The organism is Priestia sp. 53B2 (assembly GCF_056099005.1).
Map to the genome: position 1 here is coordinate 687,657 of NZ_JBLZXA010000008.1, position 16,397 is coordinate 704,053.

The 16,397-nt window shown below is 39.0% G+C and carries 22 protein-coding genes; 2 read left to right on the forward strand and 20 right to left on the reverse strand.

Features of this window, described 5'->3' with window-relative positions:
* Nucleotides 1-2: 2 nt before the first annotated feature.
* The 18 genes from xseA to ACN6NE_RS06965 form a co-directional block, all read right to left on the reverse strand.
* Nucleotides 3-1,343: an exodeoxyribonuclease VII large subunit gene (gene xseA / locus ACN6NE_RS06880; RefSeq protein ID WP_129705185.1), complete on the reverse strand. Its 1,341-nt coding sequence runs from the start codon at nt 1,341-1,343 to the stop codon at nt 3-5.
* A gap of 84 nt (nt 1,344-1,427) precedes the next feature.
* Nucleotides 1,428-1,820 carry a transcription antitermination factor NusB gene (gene nusB, locus ACN6NE_RS06885; RefSeq protein WP_013059142.1) on the reverse strand — a complete coding sequence of 131 codons (393 nt, stop codon included), beginning with the start codon at nt 1,818-1,820 and terminating at the stop codon, nt 1,428-1,430.
* Between the two features lie 221 nt (nt 1,821-2,041).
* The gene (locus ACN6NE_RS06890; protein ID WP_013059143.1) at nt 2,042-2,443 is read right to left on the reverse strand and encodes an Asp23/Gls24 family envelope stress response protein; all 402 of its coding nucleotides are present in this window, start codon (nt 2,441-2,443) and stop codon (nt 2,042-2,044) included.
* Between the two features lie 29 nt (nt 2,444-2,472).
* Entirely contained in the window at nt 2,473-3,825 is a 1,353-nt protein-coding gene (gene accC / locus ACN6NE_RS06895) for an acetyl-CoA carboxylase biotin carboxylase subunit (protein ID WP_013084993.1), read from the reverse strand.
* A gap of 12 nt (nt 3,826-3,837) precedes the next feature.
* Nucleotides 3,838-4,344 carry an acetyl-CoA carboxylase biotin carboxyl carrier protein gene (gene accB / locus ACN6NE_RS06900; RefSeq protein ID WP_474324964.1) on the reverse strand — a complete coding sequence of 169 codons (507 nt, stop codon included), beginning with the start codon at nt 4,342-4,344 and terminating at the stop codon, nt 3,838-3,840.
* 352 nt (nt 4,345-4,696) lie between these two features.
* Nucleotides 4,697-5,341 carry a SpoIIIAH-like family protein gene (locus ACN6NE_RS06905; RefSeq protein WP_129705187.1) on the reverse strand — a complete coding sequence of 215 codons (645 nt, stop codon included), beginning with the start codon at nt 5,339-5,341 and terminating at the stop codon, nt 4,697-4,699.
* Nucleotides 5,342-5,354: 13 nt separating this feature from the next.
* Nucleotides 5,355-6,017, reverse strand: coding sequence for a stage III sporulation protein AG (gene spoIIIAG, locus ACN6NE_RS06910; RefSeq protein ID WP_013084996.1), 663 nt, complete (start codon nt 6,015-6,017; stop codon nt 5,355-5,357).
* Entirely contained in the window at nt 6,014-6,634 is a 621-nt protein-coding gene (gene spoIIIAF, locus ACN6NE_RS06915) for a stage III sporulation protein AF (RefSeq protein WP_013059148.1), read from the reverse strand. The genes spoIIIAG and spoIIIAF overlap by 4 nt, the downstream gene beginning before the upstream one ends.
* Before the next feature lie 5 nt (nt 6,635-6,639).
* The gene (gene spoIIIAE / locus ACN6NE_RS06920; protein WP_129704738.1) at nt 6,640-7,824 is read right to left on the reverse strand and encodes a stage III sporulation protein AE; all 1,185 of its coding nucleotides are present in this window, start codon (nt 7,822-7,824) and stop codon (nt 6,640-6,642) included.
* Between the two features lie 24 nt (nt 7,825-7,848).
* Nucleotides 7,849-8,232 carry a stage III sporulation protein AD gene (spoIIIAD, locus tag ACN6NE_RS06925; protein WP_013059150.1) on the reverse strand — a complete coding sequence of 128 codons (384 nt, stop codon included), beginning with the start codon at nt 8,230-8,232 and terminating at the stop codon, nt 7,849-7,851.
* 20 nt (nt 8,233-8,252) lie between these two features.
* Nucleotides 8,253-8,459 (reverse strand): stage III sporulation protein AC, encoded by a 207-nt coding sequence (gene spoIIIAC, locus ACN6NE_RS06930; RefSeq protein WP_013059151.1) that lies wholly within the window; start codon nt 8,457-8,459, stop codon nt 8,253-8,255.
* A 19-nt stretch (nt 8,460-8,478) separates the two neighbouring features.
* On the reverse strand, nt 8,479-8,991 hold the full coding sequence (gene spoIIIAB / locus ACN6NE_RS06935; protein ID WP_129704740.1) for a stage III sporulation protein SpoIIIAB: 513 nt from the start codon (nt 8,989-8,991) through the stop codon (nt 8,479-8,481).
* A 6-nt stretch (nt 8,992-8,997) separates the two neighbouring features.
* Complete coding sequence (gene spoIIIAA / locus ACN6NE_RS06940; protein ID WP_013059153.1) at nt 8,998-9,945, reverse strand: stage III sporulation protein AA; 948 nt, start codon at nt 9,943-9,945, stop codon at nt 8,998-9,000.
* A gap of 65 nt (nt 9,946-10,010) precedes the next feature.
* On the reverse strand, nt 10,011-10,292 hold the full coding sequence (locus ACN6NE_RS06945; RefSeq protein WP_013059154.1) for a YqhV family protein: 282 nt from the start codon (nt 10,290-10,292) through the stop codon (nt 10,011-10,013).
* Between the two features lie 138 nt (nt 10,293-10,430).
* A complete protein-coding gene (gene efp / locus ACN6NE_RS06950) occupies nt 10,431-10,988 on the reverse strand; it encodes an elongation factor P (RefSeq protein ID WP_013059155.1) in 558 nt (185 codons plus the stop codon).
* A gap of 19 nt (nt 10,989-11,007) precedes the next feature.
* On the reverse strand, nt 11,008-12,066 hold the full coding sequence (locus tag ACN6NE_RS06955) for a M24 family metallopeptidase (protein WP_474324968.1): 1,059 nt from the start codon (nt 12,064-12,066) through the stop codon (nt 11,008-11,010).
* A 1-nt stretch (nt 12,067) separates the two neighbouring features.
* Nucleotides 12,068-12,505 (reverse strand): type II 3-dehydroquinate dehydratase, encoded by a 438-nt coding sequence (gene aroQ / locus ACN6NE_RS06960; protein ID WP_013059157.1) that lies wholly within the window; start codon nt 12,503-12,505, stop codon nt 12,068-12,070.
* Nucleotides 12,506-12,626: 121 nt separating this feature from the next.
* Nucleotides 12,627-13,163, reverse strand: a complete 537-nt coding sequence (locus ACN6NE_RS06965; RefSeq protein WP_060746982.1) for a YqhR family membrane protein — start codon at nt 13,161-13,163, stop codon at nt 12,627-12,629.
* 313 nt (nt 13,164-13,476) lie between these two features.
* Here ACN6NE_RS06965 and ACN6NE_RS06970 point away from each other — a divergent pair, with 313 nt between their 5' ends.
* Together ACN6NE_RS06970 and ACN6NE_RS06975 are read left to right on the forward strand one after the other, a co-directional pair.
* Nucleotides 13,477-14,433 carry a DUF1385 domain-containing protein gene (locus tag ACN6NE_RS06970; RefSeq protein WP_474324970.1) on the forward strand — a complete coding sequence of 319 codons (957 nt, stop codon included), beginning with the start codon at nt 13,477-13,479 and terminating at the stop codon, nt 14,431-14,433.
* 48 nt (nt 14,434-14,481) lie between these two features.
* On the forward strand, nt 14,482-14,880 hold the full coding sequence (locus ACN6NE_RS06975; RefSeq protein WP_129704746.1) for an SA1362 family protein: 399 nt from the start codon (nt 14,482-14,484) through the stop codon (nt 14,878-14,880).
* 30 nt (nt 14,881-14,910) lie between these two features.
* On the opposite strand, the gene ACN6NE_RS06980 is transcribed toward ACN6NE_RS06975, so the two are convergent.
* The gene (locus tag ACN6NE_RS06980; RefSeq protein ID WP_129704748.1) at nt 14,911-15,792 is read right to left on the reverse strand and encodes a patatin-like phospholipase family protein; all 882 of its coding nucleotides are present in this window, start codon (nt 15,790-15,792) and stop codon (nt 14,911-14,913) included.
* Nucleotides 15,793-15,894: 102 nt separating this feature from the next.
* Complete coding sequence (gene mntR, locus ACN6NE_RS06985) at nt 15,895-16,326, reverse strand: transcriptional regulator MntR (RefSeq protein WP_013085004.1); 432 nt, start codon at nt 16,324-16,326, stop codon at nt 15,895-15,897.
* Nucleotides 16,327-16,397: the final 71 nt, after the last annotated feature.

Sequence of the window (16,397 nt, forward strand, 5' to 3'; positions counted from 1 at the left end):
TTTCATCGCTCCTCTATTTTCGAAACTTCACACTGCAACTGTCCATCGGTCAAACGAACGTTTACCACATCGCCTTTGGATACTTGTTTGGTTGATTTAATTAACTCTTTTTCTTTATCGTATACTAAGCTGTAGCCTCTTTCCATTGTTTTTAATGGACTAAGCGTATGTAATTTTGACGTTGCCGTGGCAAATAAAAGCTGTCTTTGCTTTAGCAGCTGCTGCATCTCTTTGGTCAGCATTTTCGTCAGCTGCTGTTGCCGGTCTGCCGCTTTCGTTAACTGATGCTCGGGGTGATTGCGCAACAAAGCGGCTGTTAGCTGCTCGTAGTTCGTCCGTTTATGTTCAATGTACCTTCTGCCTTCACGATAAAAACGCTCCATCAACTGATCTAACTGCTGCTCTTTTTGCTCGACCAACTTTTGAGGATAACGAAAAGCATATGATTTCTGGGATCGTTCAAGCCTGCGGCTACTAGACTGAAGCATTTCTTTCATCGAACGAAGAAGACGGATATTTCGCTGAGTCAATCTTTCTGTAATTTCACTGATATGAGGCACAGCCAATTCCGCAGCACCCGTTGGAGTAGGAGCGCGAAGATCTGCTACAAAATCTGCAATTGTAAAATCGGTTTCATGTCCAACCGCTGAAATAACAGGAATAGTAGAAGTGAAAATTGCACGAGCAACGCTTTCTTCGTTAAAAGCCCAAAGCTCTTCAATTGACCCACCACCGCGGCCAACAATTAATACGTCTGCTTCTTTACGACGGTTTGCTTCTTCAATTGCCTTAATGATAGACGGTGCCGCATTCACTCCTTGAACAAGAGCGGGCATAACAATAATGTTCGCGTTATATCTGCGCTTTAATGTCGTAATAATATCACGTACGGCTGCTCCAGTTGGAGATGTAATAACACCTATTGTTGTTGGATACTTCGGCAGTTTTCGTTTCCTAGCAGGATCAAATAAGCCTTCTTTTTCCAGCTTTTTTTTCAGCTGTTCGTAGGCCAAGTATAAGTTTCCAACGCCATCAGGCTGCATTTCTTTTACGTACATTTGATAATTTCCGCTTGGTTCATAAACCGAAATTTCAGCTCGAATGAGTACATTCATTCCTTCTTCAGGCTGAAAATTAAGCTGCCGGTTATGCCCAGCAAACATAACGGCTGCGATACGAGCATTTTGATCTTTCAAGGTGAAATACATATGTCCCCGACTATGACGTTTAAAGTTAGAAATTTCTCCTTTAATCCATACATCTTGCATGTGAGGGTCTACATCAAACTTGCGCTTAATGTATCGTGTAAGAGCCGTAACGGTTAGATAACGCACTTCACTCATCATTTTGCCTCCTTTGCAGTCACCCTCTCCCCTTTATATAAAGGAGAGAAGCATTTTGGTCACTTGATTTGGCAAGATGAACCTTTATTTAGATAAAGTTGTTAACACTTTAGACAATACGCCATTGATAAACTTGCTTGATTGATCATCGCCAAACGTTTTCGCTAATTCAATCGCTTCATTTAACGTAACGCTCGTAGGAATTTCTTCTTCATACTTCATTTCGTATACGGCAATACGTAGGATAACGCGGTCTACAGTAGCTACACGATCTAACGTCCATTTTTCTAAATGATTGCGTAAAAGTTCATCAATTTCTTGCTGATGTTCAACCACACCTAGCACGAGACTTTCTAAAAATTGATCAGACTTTTCATTTTGTACAACATTTCCGATTGCCTCCATTGGCTCGGTCTGCCCTAAATCATGCTGAAATAGTGCTTGTAATGCTTTTTGGCGTGCTGTATGTCTTTTCATTATTTTTGCTCCTTTATTTATCTTCTTCAACTAGTATACCTAGATAATAGCATAGTTTATGAAACGATACTTCATTGTTCTTATACGAAGTTTGTAGAACACGAAAAAGACCGTCTTTATGACGAGACAGTCTTTTTCACTTTACCATAGCTTGTGTTGAAAAGGAACAAGTAATCATACGTTATTCCATTTTAGCAACAGCCGTTAGGTAAACGTTTGTTTTATTCAACTTCTTCAATATCAGTTTTTTGCGTATCAAACTGAATCCCTACGATATGAATGTTTACTTCATCGAGATCAATAGCTGTCATATTTTTAAGGGCTTGACGAATGTTATCTTGCACTTGTTGCGCTACGTTTGGAATAGACACCCCAAACTTCATCATACAAAATACGTCTACTTTTATCCCGTTTTCTGTTAAGTCCACTTTTACACCTTTACCGTGGTTTTTCTTTCCTAGTTTCTCCACAACGCCAGCTGCAAAATTTCCTCTCATTGCAGAAACGCCTTCTACTTCAGAAGCAGCAATACCCGCAATGACTTCAATAACCTCAGGAGCAATTTCTACTTTGCCAAGAGAATTTGGGTGTTCTTCCATTTCTAATACATGATTTTCATTCATGTACAGCACCTCCTATAGTTTATATTATACTAAGAATTCATTACGTCATATAGCTCAAGAAACTTCGTGTTGAATTCACCGCTAACAAATTTTTCATGATTTAATAGTTTTTGGTGAAAAGGAATAGTGGTCGCAACGCCGTCGATAACAAATTCATCTAACGCGCGCTTCATTCGTTCAATAGCTTCCTCACGAGTTGGCGCATGAACAATCAATTTAGCCACCATTGAATCATAGTAAGGCGGGATTGCATAGCCCGGGTACGCAGCAGAGTCTACGCGCACTCCGTAGCCACCTGGCGGCAAGTACATTTGAATCGTACCTGGTGATGGCATAAAGTTTTTCTCTGGGTTTTCTGCGTTGATTCGGCACTCAATTGCCCATCCGTTAAATGTCACTTCTTCTTGCGTAAACGGTAAAGTTTCACCATTTGCCACTTTGATTTGTTCTTTAATTAAGTCAACTCCCGTCACCATCTCTGTAACAGGGTGTTCTACTTGGATACGCGTATTCATTTCCATGAAGTAAAATTTGTTTTCACGGTAATCATAAATGAATTCCACTGTTCCGGCTCCTGTGTAATTAACGGCTTGAGCGGCTTTAACAGCAGCATCGCCCATTAATTCACGCGTTTTTTCGTCTAATGCTGGAGAAGGCGTTTCTTCAATTAATTTTTGAAGACGGCGTTGAATCGAGCAATCACGCTCTCCTAAATGTACAGTATTCCCATGAGAATCAGCCAACACTTGGATCTCAACGTGACGGAAATCCTCAATGAACTTTTCAATGTACACACCAGGGTTACCGAAAGCTGTAGCAGCTTCTTGCTGTGTAATTGTAATACCTTTAATAAGCTCTTGCTCATTTTTCGCAACGCGGATTCCTTTTCCTCCGCCTCCTGCCGTTGCTTTAATAATAACAGGATAGCCAATATCATTAGCGATTGACATACCGTCTTCCACTGACTCTACAATTCCAGTTGAACCAGGAACAATTGGGACACCGGCTTCACGCATCGTTTCTCTCGCTACGTCTTTTGTTCCCATTTTGTTAATGGCTTCAGGACTTGGTCCTACAAATGTAACGTTACACTCTCTGCATAGCTCTGCAAAATCAGCGTTTTCAGCTAAAAAGCCGTATCCAGGGTGAATAGCGTCACAGCCCGTTAGCATCGCAACGCTCATAATGTTTGTAAAGTTTAAATAGCTGTCTTTAGATGACGTTGGTCCAATACAATACGCTTCGTCTGCTAATTGTACATGCAAAGAATCGCGATCAGCTTGAGAATGAACAGCTACTGATTCTACACCTAACTCTTTACAGGCTCGAATAATTCGAACCGCAATTTCTCCTCGATTCGCAATTAATAGCTTTTTAATCATATTTACCGCTCCTTATTCAGGCTTTACTAAGAAAAGAGGTTGACCGTATTCTACAAGTTGTCCATTTTCAACTAATACGTCAACGATTTCACCTTTAACTTCTGCTTCGATTTCATTAAATAATTTCATTGCTTCTACGATACATACAACCGAATCTTTTTGTACTTTATCTCCAGGAGTCACGTATACATCTGATTCTGGCGATGATGACGCATAGAATGTCCCTACCATCGGAGATGTGATTTTATGTAAGCTTTCATCAACCGCTGGGGCCGCTTGTTCTTCTTTTGGTTGAGCAGACTGTGCTGCTGGGGCTGGCGCTGAAGCCGCTGCTGCCTGCGGTGCAGGTGCTGCCGCTTGTTCAGGTGCCGAAACCACTACTTGCTGCGCTTGTTTGGAAACAATTGCGTCTTTTTTCTTCATCTTGATTTTGGAGCCTTCGTGCTCATAGGTGAACTCCTCGATTGATGATTGATCAACTAGTTTAATGATCTCACGGATCTCTTGAATTTTTAACATATTGAACACTCCTACCTCATGAAAATAGAATTCTCTACAATGTTAATAATACGACAGATGGCTACAGCCATTCAATTCGTTTGGCAAACATTAAAAAGAAGTTCCACTTACTCTATAATAACTTTTTAGCGTTATCGTTTTATAAATGGAAACATAGCTTTACAGATGACAATACGTATGAAAACATTTGTCACCTAGTACTAATATAAGATTATGAAACCTATTATAACCGAAGTAAAAAAAGAAAGCCATGTTAAAATTTTTACCGTCTCGCTTAGATTTTAGTCATTTCATAAAAAAAGAAGTGTAAACAACCCCAATTTACGGCTGTTTCACACTTCTCTTATTCCCTTTATTTAGTTGGTTGAAACTCTACCGCTACTTCTTTTGGACCCATTTCTTTTTTGACTAGCTGAATGATTTGATTTGCTTTTGTTTTTGAGTGTTTTTCTGTCTTAACCGTAATTTGTACTTGCTTTCCGTCTGCTCTTACTAGCGCATCACTGTATCCTTTTGCTTTAATTAATGTTTCCAGCGTGGCTTCTTTTTCCCCGAGCTTTGATAATTCATCAATTTTATCCATCGCCTTGCTTACTTCCGCAGGCGTCACATTTTTTGATGCAGCTACTTCTTGATACTCTTCTTTTAATTGACTTCTTTCATCATTTAATTCCAAGCGAAGAGCCGTAAATAGCTCATCGCTATCTGTGCTTGATACAACCGCTGATTCTTTTGCATTTTTAGCCGTTTCCTTCTTTACATCTCCTGCTGAACCTTCAGTTTTTGAATCTTCTTTTGTTCCTGATTTCTCATCTGCCTGTTGTTTTGTATCTTCTGCAGGAGCCTTGTCATCAGCCTGCTTTTCGCTTTGTTTTTCATTGTCTACTAGCGCAACATTACTCTGAGGATTTTCTGGCGTTGTCATATAATACACCGATAACACAACAACTAAACTTAACATTGTTAATAACCAAACCGTTTGCTTTTTTAATAACATATTCATTTCCCCCTCATCCTTTTTTCGCTAATACTGCTACTCTATGACTTGGTATATCGAGCGCTCTTGTCACGGCTTCAATAATAGATTTCTTTACCTCGATATTATCAGCTCCTTTAGCGACAACTAACACGCCTCTTACTTTTGGCTTTTCGGTTTTAACTACAACAGGCTTTTCTTGTTCTCCACTTCTTACAATGACCAGCTGTTCGTCTGTTGAGGAATCTTCAACTTTACGAGTCCCTCCTTCACGGTCCGTTTCGTTGGTCGTTTGCGATTTTGTGACGCTGTTTTTTTCATATATTTTGGATTCTGTTGCATCTAGGTTCACAATTACTTTTACCTTACTTACGCCTCTAACTTGATCCAAAATATCTTTCAATTCTTCCTCATACCGCTCTTCATAACCTGTCATCGTTGTTGTCTTTTTAGAGCTGAAAGCGGGAACATCCTGTGATACCGGTGGTGCGCTGGTTTCTTTGCTTGCACTCTTTAGTAATCCCCCTGAATTCATAGATGTTGTGAGTGAGTTGCTAAATACCATAAAGATAACGCCTGCAGCTAGTAAAATGCCTATATACATTAACTTTGAAGGTTTCTTCGTAGTTGATGACTGTTTAAGTGAAAAGAACCGCTGAAAAAATGATGGGTCACCTTTTTCTGGCTTTTGACTCATTTCGTGTCTCCCTCCTCCATATTCACAACAACTTGGCCTTGTTTTACATCCCATTTTGCTGCTAAATAGTTGGATAATTTCTTGGATTCTGTTGGTTTGTTTGTTTCGATCGGTGTGGAGGTATCAATAGAAATAACTTTCACAGCTGAAACAACCTCGGAATCATCCGATGCTTTTTTACTTACGGCAACTGAAATGGATTTAATATTATCAGCGGTAGGTTCGTCGTTCGGCTTTTTTGTTTCAATGTGAATTCGATCAATTGCTACACCATACTGATCCATCAACTCCTCTTTTACATCTGCCTCCATTTGGACAGCCATTTGTTCTAAAATATATGCACGTTGTGAAGCTTGTATTTCTTTTTTCTGATTTTCTATTGAATTTTCTACCTGCTGATCGGATCGAATAGATGATAAGCTAAGTGATTTCAGCATTTGATTAACATCCACTTTGAAAATTTGAAAAACGGGTGTAATAATAATCAGCATTAAAAGAAGTCCAACCACCAGCTTTGTATATTTTTGAAAACTAGAATTGGGCAGCAGTAAATTAATAATGGTAGCTAATAAGATAAAAAGAACGATATTAGTAATCCACGTCGTTAAGGCCTGCAATTTCTTCACCTCACCATCATTGTGACGTTGCTCGCTGTAATGATCACCGTTAAACATAAGAAAAACATAAGCGAGACAACCGCAAGCGCCGCAAAAATATAGATGACGCTTTTGCTGATAATGCTCAAGCAGGAAATAACCGGTCCTCCTCCAATGGGTTGAAGAAGAGCTGCTGCTAGCTTATAGATAAAAGCGAGCGTTAATACTTTAATAGCCGGAAACGCGACGATTAACAGTAAGACTGCTACTCCAGCAATCCCTACTGAATTCTTTAATAGAAGCGAGGCACTGATAACTGTATCAGCCGCATCTGTGAACACACGCCCTACAACAGGTATAAAGTTCCCTGTGACAAACTTTGCCGTTCGAATCGTAATACCGTCGGCAACAGCTGACGTGGCCCCTTGGACGGATAGCACTCCTAAAAAAACAGTTAGGAATATCCCAAGCACGCCAATGCTTATATTCCTCAACAGCTGAGCAAGCTGTGTAACGTTATGCTCATCTGAAATCGTACTCACAATGCTAAGCAGTGCTGAAAGAAAAAGCAGCGGCATCACTACGTATTGAATAAGCAAACCGCTTGTGTTCATTAAAAACAAAATCATCGGATGAAAAAAGGCTGCAGATACAACTCCTCCTGATGATGCCATTAAGGCAAGCAGCAGCGGCACCAGAGCTAAAATGAATTTGGTCATGGTCTCAATCGCTCCCGTTGCATAAGAGATGGCAATTTGAAAACTATTAAGAGCAATGATGATCAAAACCATATATACAAGCGCATACGCTACTTTACTTACGGTTTGCTGATTAAACGCACTTTGGAGCGTTTGTAAAAACACGCTAAAAACCGTTAGCATAATGAGCGTACCGAGGAGCTTTCCATTCGCTAATACTTCATGAAATAAAAACTTTACAAGACCTCCTAGCCATTCTTTAAGAGAGAACTCTTTTTCTCCTTTTAAAAAATCGACTAAACTTCCCTTCTGACTCTCGGGTAAAAAGCCGCCGTATTGGGTAATAATATCGTCCCAAAACTGTTTGACTTCATCGATACCGAGCTTATCAATTTGTTCATTGACAAGTTCTTGCTGCTTCGGGGGTTCGGAAGCTTGTACATTTTCTGGAAAGAAAAAAAAGAGGAACAAAAGAAGAGCGAGTATATTCACTTTAAACGTCCACCGCTTCATTTCGTCACCTCATATTAAGTAAAATTAATTGGGCAGCATTGAAATAATCGTTTCAATAATGACCGTTAAAATAGGAATTGCCATGGAGAGAATCAGCACTTTTCCACCTAATTCAATTTTAGAAGCAATGGCACCTTGCCCTGCATCTTTCGTAATTTGAGCACCAAATTCGGCGATATAGGCGATACCAATAATTTTCAAAATGGTTTCCACATAAATCATGTTAACGTGGGCATTAATCGACAGCCGCTCGACCATCTTAATAATTTCGTAGATTTGATCAATTAAAAAAAGAAAGATCACGGATCCCACGAATACAACAAGTAAAAAAGCAATAGGTGATTTATGTTCTTTTAAAATAAGAGCCAAAAACGTAGCTACTAACCCTAAGCCCACAATTTGAAGCATTTCAATGGCAACTCACCCCTCTACCCTTGAAATAAAAAAACCGATTTGATTTTTTGAAATAAGTCCTCTACAATCGAAGCAACCATAAATAAAATATAAATAAAACCGATGAGGGTAACCCAGTTCGCGTAATCTTTTTTTCCCATCTGTTCGAGTACGGTGACTAAAAAAGCTACAACGATACCAATCCCAGCAATCTGAAAAATGGTGTTCATATCAATTCCCACATTCAATCCTCCTCTACCGCTACATCAATAGAATGACCAGTAGCAACCCAGATAGAAAGCCTAAACTTTTAACCATTTTTTCATAGCGATTCTGCTTATCAACTGCATCTTGTTCTTCGCGTTCAAGATGATTCAGCGTCAGTAAGATATGCTTTTGCTGTGAATAACGATCATGCTGACCAAGCGTTTCACCAAATTGTTTTAAGATTTCTAGTTCTCCCGTTTTAAATGCGGTTTGTTTCCAAAATTGGTCCAACGTCTTTTCCCAAGCTTCCTTGACACTTTCAGTACCTTCTTTTAATTTCATTGAAAACTCATTAAATAAAGAAGCCAAAGGATTAGGAAGCTGTAGAGATAACAAATGAGCAACTTCTTGAAGAGGCCGATTGCTGTACATAATTTCTGCTTCTAACGACCTCAGAGCCGTTTTTAATTGCCTGAGCTGCCTAGGTCTTGCACTAAGCTGCTTCGCAAACTCAAATCCTGTGTAAGTGGAAGCAAATAAGATAAAGATGGCACCAAACAGTTTCATACACCATCACCCTTTACTATTTTCAATAAGCGACTTTTCAGCGGACGTTTTCATGGAATTATAGTGCTCATCGTAGATAGCCTGAAGTGTTCCAGGACCTCGGCTGTTCGATAGCACAACATACCTTTTGAATACGTGAAGTTTCATTAAAGCTTGCAAAGTGGGACGCTTCATTAAATCGTCAATGTCATAGCCATGAACAGTCATAATGACACGAACGCCAGCATTAACCGCTTCAAGTACGGCCTTACAATCTTCTTCACTTCCCACTTCATCCACGATCAGCACATCGGGGCTCATGGAGCGAATCATCATCATCATGCCTTCAGCTTTCGGACAGCTGTCTAATAAATCCATTCTAGATCCGAATGTATGCTGAGGAACCCCTTTAACGGCCCCAGCAATTTCTGATCGTTCATCTACAATTCCCACTTTAAACGGAGGAATCTTAGAGCGCTCTATGCCAGTACTTATTACTCTGGCTAAATCGCGAATCATGGTTGTTTTTCCTGTTTGAGGAGGTCCTATAATGACCGTACTTTGCCAATAGCGATTGTATAAAAAAGGAATAAGCTGATTCGAAATACCAATCTTTTGTTTAGCAATCCGGATATTAAAGGATGATACATCTCGAATCACACGAACCTGTCCATTTTCCGTTACAACCTTTCCCGCTAGCCCAACCCGGTGCCCGCCTTCAATGGTGACATATCCTTTTTTCAATTCTTCTTCAATCATATAAATCGAAAACTGGCTTAATTTATTTAAGATAAATAAAGCATCTTCTGCACTTGGAAGATACGATTCGAAATATGGCTGATTGTTGATTGTAAATTCGACAGGTCTTCCTATGCGCACTCGAATTTCTTCTAGTACATGAGAATGGTTTGTAACATAAAATTCAACAGTCTTTTTTAAATTAGGCGGAAAGATTGCAAGTATTTCGTTTAACATATTCATCCCCTCATATTTGAACTCACTTCAATGTATTATAAGCTTGACCATTTTATGCCTACCTTTTATTTAAAAACACCGATTAAAATGAAGAGCACTCCTACTACAATCATGATTAATTTCCCAAAAGATAATTGATCGGCTACGGACACTAAACCTATGGTAAAAGAACTCACCATTACAATCGGACCAACAAGCGCTAACATTCCATTAATCATTAACGCTTTTTTCACATCATTGTTTGTGACAATTAAAATAGCGGCAATAAACTCAATAAATGAAGAAATAAATCGAAGGCACGCCATCGTTAATACCGTACCGTTTAAATGATCCAACCACTGCTTCATAAGCCCCTCCTATACCTCTGCGTTGTTTAGTACAACCTATGCAAAATAAAGAAGAGTTAGCACAAAAAAACATACAAAAAAGGCAGAGAATGATTCTCTGCCTTTTTTGTATGTTTGCAGCTTGCTTACACGACCCAATTACGCGCGTGATACGTAGCTGCTGTCTGTTGTGTTGATAATTAATACGTCGCCTTCATTTACGAAGAACGGAACGTTTACTGTTAAGCCAGTTTCAACAGTTGCCGGTTTTGTACCGCCAGAAGCTGTGTCACCTTTAATACCAGGTTCAGTTTCTGTTACTTTAAGCTCAACTGTGTTTGGAAGTTCAACACCTAATGTCTCACCTTGGTACATCATAATTGCTACTTCCATATTCTCTTTTAAGAATTTTAGCTCATATTCAATTGCACTTGCCGGAAGCTCTAATTGCTCATAAGACTGGTTGTCCATGAATACGTGCTGATCGCCGCTTGCATATAGATATTGCATTTTACGGTTATCAATTTGGGCTTTTCCTACTTTTTCACCTGCACGGAACGTTTTTTCTTGCACAGCTCCTGTACGAAGGTTACGTAGTTTTGAGCGAACGAATGCAGCGCCTTTACCAGGCTTTACGTGTTGGAAATCCATCACACGCCAAATACCTCCGTCTACTTCTACTGTCAAACCTGTACGAAAATCATTTACTGAAATCATGAAGAAATCCTCCTACATTTTATAAAATAATGAACTCTTTTGATGAGTGCGATAATGCCTCATTACCTTCTGCTGTGACGATCGTATCATCTTCAATACGAACGCCCCCTAAGTCTGGTATGTAAATACCTGGTTCAACGGTTACAATCATACCTGGCTGCAGTACATCTGTAGATTTCACAGAAAGTGATGGGCCTTCATGTACTTCTAACCCTACGCCGTGACCGGTCGAATGTCCAAAATACTGGCCGTATCCGTGTTCTGTAATATAATCACGCGTTAGCGCATCTGCTTCTTTACCCGTCATGCCTGCTTTGATGCCGCTCATTCCGTTAAGCTGCGCTTGCAGTACGACATTATAAATTTCTTTTAGCTTATCACTTACTTCACCGACGGCAAATGTTCGTGTGATATCTGAACAGTAACCATTATAGTATGCGCCAAAATCAAGCGTGACAAGTTCGCCTTTTTCAATTACTTTGTCAGAAGCAACACCATGCGGTAAAGCCCCGCGATGCCCTGAAGCAACAATTGTATCAAAAGATGAAGATGTTGCGCCTTGTTTTCTCATAAAGAACTCCAGTTCATTAGATACTTGAAGCTCTGTTAAACCAGGACGAACAAAGGTTAAAATATGTTCATATGCTGCATCTGCTATTTTTGCAGCTTCCTTTAATATCTTAATCTCTGAGTCACTCTTTATCAAGCGTAAGTTTTCGATTGCGTGCGAGATTGGAACAAGTTCCGCCCCGATATGCTTATCAAATAATTGATGCTGTCCATATGTAACATAATTCTGTTCAAAACCAAGCTTTTTAATTCCAAATTGTTTCACTACATTCGCTACTTCTTCTACAATAGGACCCTTGTGCTGAACGATATCAAAACCTTCTGTTTGACTAGTTGCTTGTTCAACATAACGAAAATCTGTTACAAATGCCGCTTTGTTTTCAGAAATGATAACCACACCAGCAGATCCTGTGAAATTGGTCATATAGCGTCTGTTATATTCACTTGTAATTACAACACCGTCCACATTCAACTTTGAAAACTGTTGGCGTAGTTTTTCGATTTTCATTTTATTTCCCCCTTAATTGTAAAAGTGCCTGCAGGGCAAGCTCGTATCCGTATAAACCTAACCCGACAATTTGACCATGTGTAACAGGTGCCGTCACCGAATGGTGGCGAAACTCTTCACGCTTATGTACGTTCGAAATATGCACTTCAATAACAGGAACAGATATACTAGCAATCGCATCCCGAATGGCATAACTGTAGTGAGTAAAAGCACCAGGATTGATCATAATCCCATCGAATTTCTCATCCGCTTCATGAATCCAGTCGATAATTACACCTTCGTGATTAGACTGTACGCACTCAACTTCTACCCCGTGGTCTCTGCCTGCTCGCTGAAGCTTCTCTTCAAGATTTTGAAGATTATCTGTCCCATATACCGCTGGTTCGCGTACGCCTAAACGATTTAAATTAGGACCGTTTATTACTAAAATCTTATTCATCTTAATTCAACACTCTCCCCTACTACGAACCCTTTATGCAGCTCACTTATGTGAATTTGCACTTTATTTTTCTTTTTAAATCATTATATAGAATATATTAGCATACGTTGGAACATTCACACTACTTATTCGCCGTTTGAAAATCTGTAGATTCATCTTTTGTTTGAAGCTCTGCAGCTTCAAAAGAAATGGAATATCCGATGAATACACCATATAAAATATAAATACAGAGGGATGAAATAATCGTGTTAGCTGGAAGCTCTCCAATTGTTTTTAAGTTGGGAAAGAGCGGATTCAAAACAACGAATACAATTGCCCACCATAATAAGCCGTAAGCAAAACCTATCCAAATTGTTTTAAACTTCTTTAATAGGACGTAGTATAACAACCCGACAACAATAGATAATACCCCTATAAGAAAAATACTGACGATAACACCTATTCCTTTGTCCTTCCAATCACCTAATGCCCATGGATCTAAAAGCATATTTGGATTGATAACACTAAAGCTGAACAGATAATTTAAATAGCCAATAAAGCTCCAGAAAACCCCTCCAAAAAAGGAAATAAAGATGGCTTTAAATAAAAAAGACATTTCCTGTTTATGCGTAGGGTGGTTATCCTGTTTTTTTTCATGCTGTTCTTTAGGTTCTGACATATTAATCACCTCTTGATGTAGTATGAACTTTTTTCTCATTTCCTACTGACTCATTTCTAAGTTTTTACGTTTATTACTCTTCCTATACGCAAGAAGGGAGCCTGATATCAAAGAGACATTTTAAAACTACTTCGCACAGAGTTTCATAAACAAATTTTATAAGTGAAAGGAAAAAAATTCATAACAAGGGTGTGGAGATGAAAAATATTGGCTAAACTAGATAACATGCATCCACCTAGAGGTTTATTTGATTTTGCTGTAGAATATAAAATACTAAGAAGTCTAGTCTAGTTAAGTTAGGTTGGTGCCTGAAATGTCTAAATTACAAAAACCTGCGTATGGTGGTCAAGCCGTTATAGAAGGCGTCATGTTCGGTGGCAAACGTATGATGGTGACGGCTATTCGCCGCAAAGATCAATCTATTGATTATTTTCATTCAAAAAGAAAATCAAATTCCGTACTCACTGCTTTAAAAAAAATTCCTTTTTCACGAGGAATTGCTGCTATTGTTGAAGCCAGTGCAAACGGTACGCAGCACTTGAACTTTTCCTCTGAACGCTATGACGTGAATCCAGAAGATGATGCTCAAGTAGCAGAAGAACAACAAAAAGAGAAAAAAGAATCAAAACTATCTTTAATATTTGGCGTTGCAACTATTGGTGTAATATCCTTTCTTTTCGGGAAAGTACTATTTACATTGATTCCTGTGTTTTTAGCACAATTGACACGTCCTGTTTTCACTTCAAGTGTAGCTCAAGTTTTTATTGAAGGAGTATTTAAACTATTATTGCTCCTTAGCTATATTTATGTGATTTCACAAACGCCACTTATTAAACGGGTGTTTCAATATCATGGAGCAGAACACAAGGTCATTAATGCATATGAAAACAATGCTGAACTTACGGTAGAAGCCGTGCAAGCACAATCTCGACTTCATTATCGCTGCGGAAGTAGCTTTATCCTCTTTACCGTAGTTGTAGGAATGTTTGTCTACCTACTCGTTCCAACGGATCCTCTTTGGTTACGAATTGTGGATCGCCTTGCATTAATTCCAGTTGTCCTTGGTTTATCATTTGAAGTGTTACAGTTAACCAATAAAGTTCGTCACGTCCCTCTTCTTCGCTTTTTAGGTTATCCCGGTTTATGGCTTCAGCTTTTAACAACCAAAGAACCAAAAGATGATCAAGTTGAAGTTGCGATTGCTTCATTTAAAGAACTTTTACGCGTTGAAAATGAACTTTCTTCTACCACTGACGAACAAGTTGTCTAATCCACACCGTTTTGCTTTCTTTTTTTACTATTTTAGGAGGTGAACAAAATGAGACGTCCATTCGTGAGACCACTTGTATATGGTCTAATCGGGTTAGGAGTCATTGGCTTTGCATTTACGTTGATTACAGATCCAGCTGTTTTATTACGTCAAGCAGGTTATATTTTTCTGTTTATCATTTTGTTTTACTTAGTTTATCGGTTTATTCTCCGCCCTTCTCAGACAAAAGGTCAAGATAGAGGCTATGTGCGCGCAGTAAAACAATCAAAACTGCGTCAAAAAGAAAAAGAGCGAGGAAGCAACAAAGTTGACATGCATACGTATCGAAGCTCAAATAAGCGCCCGGTATCCAAATCAACGAAACCGCTAAAGAAAAAGAAAAACAACTCACACTTGACCGTCATCGAAGGTAAAAAAGGAAAAAAGAAAAATAGAGCATTCTTTTAAAAAAACAAGGAGAAAAGCCTCCTTGTTTTTTTAATAGCACCATTTTTTCAAAAATGCCCTTGTACGCTTTTTGCCAAACGCAATCAGCTCTTCCTTCCGCTCTTCTGTGAGGGTGAATTCGGTCGCAAAAACTTGATTAACAGGTAAAAAGATAATATTTTTTTCGTGACGTTTTGAAATATGTCTTGCATCGTGCGCATCTTTCATCGTCTCAAAAAGCGCGCTGAATAAACCAACGGCATTTTTAATTTTATTCCGTTCCCTTTCTTCGTTCTTCGGGCTCAGCTTCACACCAATTACCGGTCGTTTCTTAAGACTTTTATCATCATCAAATAGAAAAATTGGAAAGTTGCTTAACACGCCCCCGTCGACTATTAAACTGCTTGGGGTAGATTTTAATTTAACCGGCTCAAAAAAATATGGAATGCTGCAGCTCATTCGAACGGCTCTTGCTACAGAAAAGCGATTCGGGTCGATTTGATATTTAGGCAAATCATCTGGAAGAACAAGCATCGTACTGTTGGTCAAATCTGAAGCAATAATACGCAGCGACTGATCAGGCAAATCAGCAAATGTACGAATTCCTCTGTTCCGCAATTTCTCAGCAATCCACTTTTCAAGCCTTTCTCCTTTATATAATCCCATTTTCCAATATAAAAACAGCCACTTTGTCAAGCTTGATGGTAAAAAAGACATTCTTTGATCTAAAAAAGAAGATAACTCAATTTCATTCATCATTTCAACAATTTCTTCACTTGTATAACCGGCTGCTACAAATGCACAAATAATGGAACCCGCGCTCGTTCCGGCTAACCGCCGAAAGATCAAGCCTTTTTCTTCTAGAGCTTGTAACGCGCCAATCAGCGCAAGCCCTTTAATACCGCCACCTGAAAACACTCCGTCGACGTACACAGCCTCTCCTCCAAACTACCCACTCTACATTTGTAGTCAACTCAGCAACAAGTTATGATAAAAAGAAAAAAAGCAGTGACGCTATTGGCCGCTGCTTTTTTCTTATAATTTTTGCTCTTCTTCATTTCGTTTTTGTACATTGCGAAGATCTTGAATACGGTTATGATTTTCTTCAAAGTATTGAACCAAATCTCCAATTCGATCAATGGAATTCCAGCTTAAATGATGTTCAATTCCTTCTACGTCATCATAAATATTTTTCTCATCTACGCCAATGATGCGCAGCAGCTGCTCTAAAAGCTCGTGGCGATAAACAAGACGTTTTCCAATCTTCTGCCCCTTAGCTGTTAAAACAAGGCCTCGATATTTTTCATAAATTAAGTACTCATCTTTGTCTAGCTTTTGAACCATCTTCGTTACAGATGAGGGGTGAACCGCCAATGCATCAGCAATATCAGACACTCGAGCGTATCCTTTATCTTCAATTAGCATATATATTTGTTCAATATAATCTTCCATACTCGGTGTAGGCATGAAATCTCCCCCAATTAATATTATGTATTGCTAATAATAAGTCATAAATGTCTGTTTCTTATAGTGATATC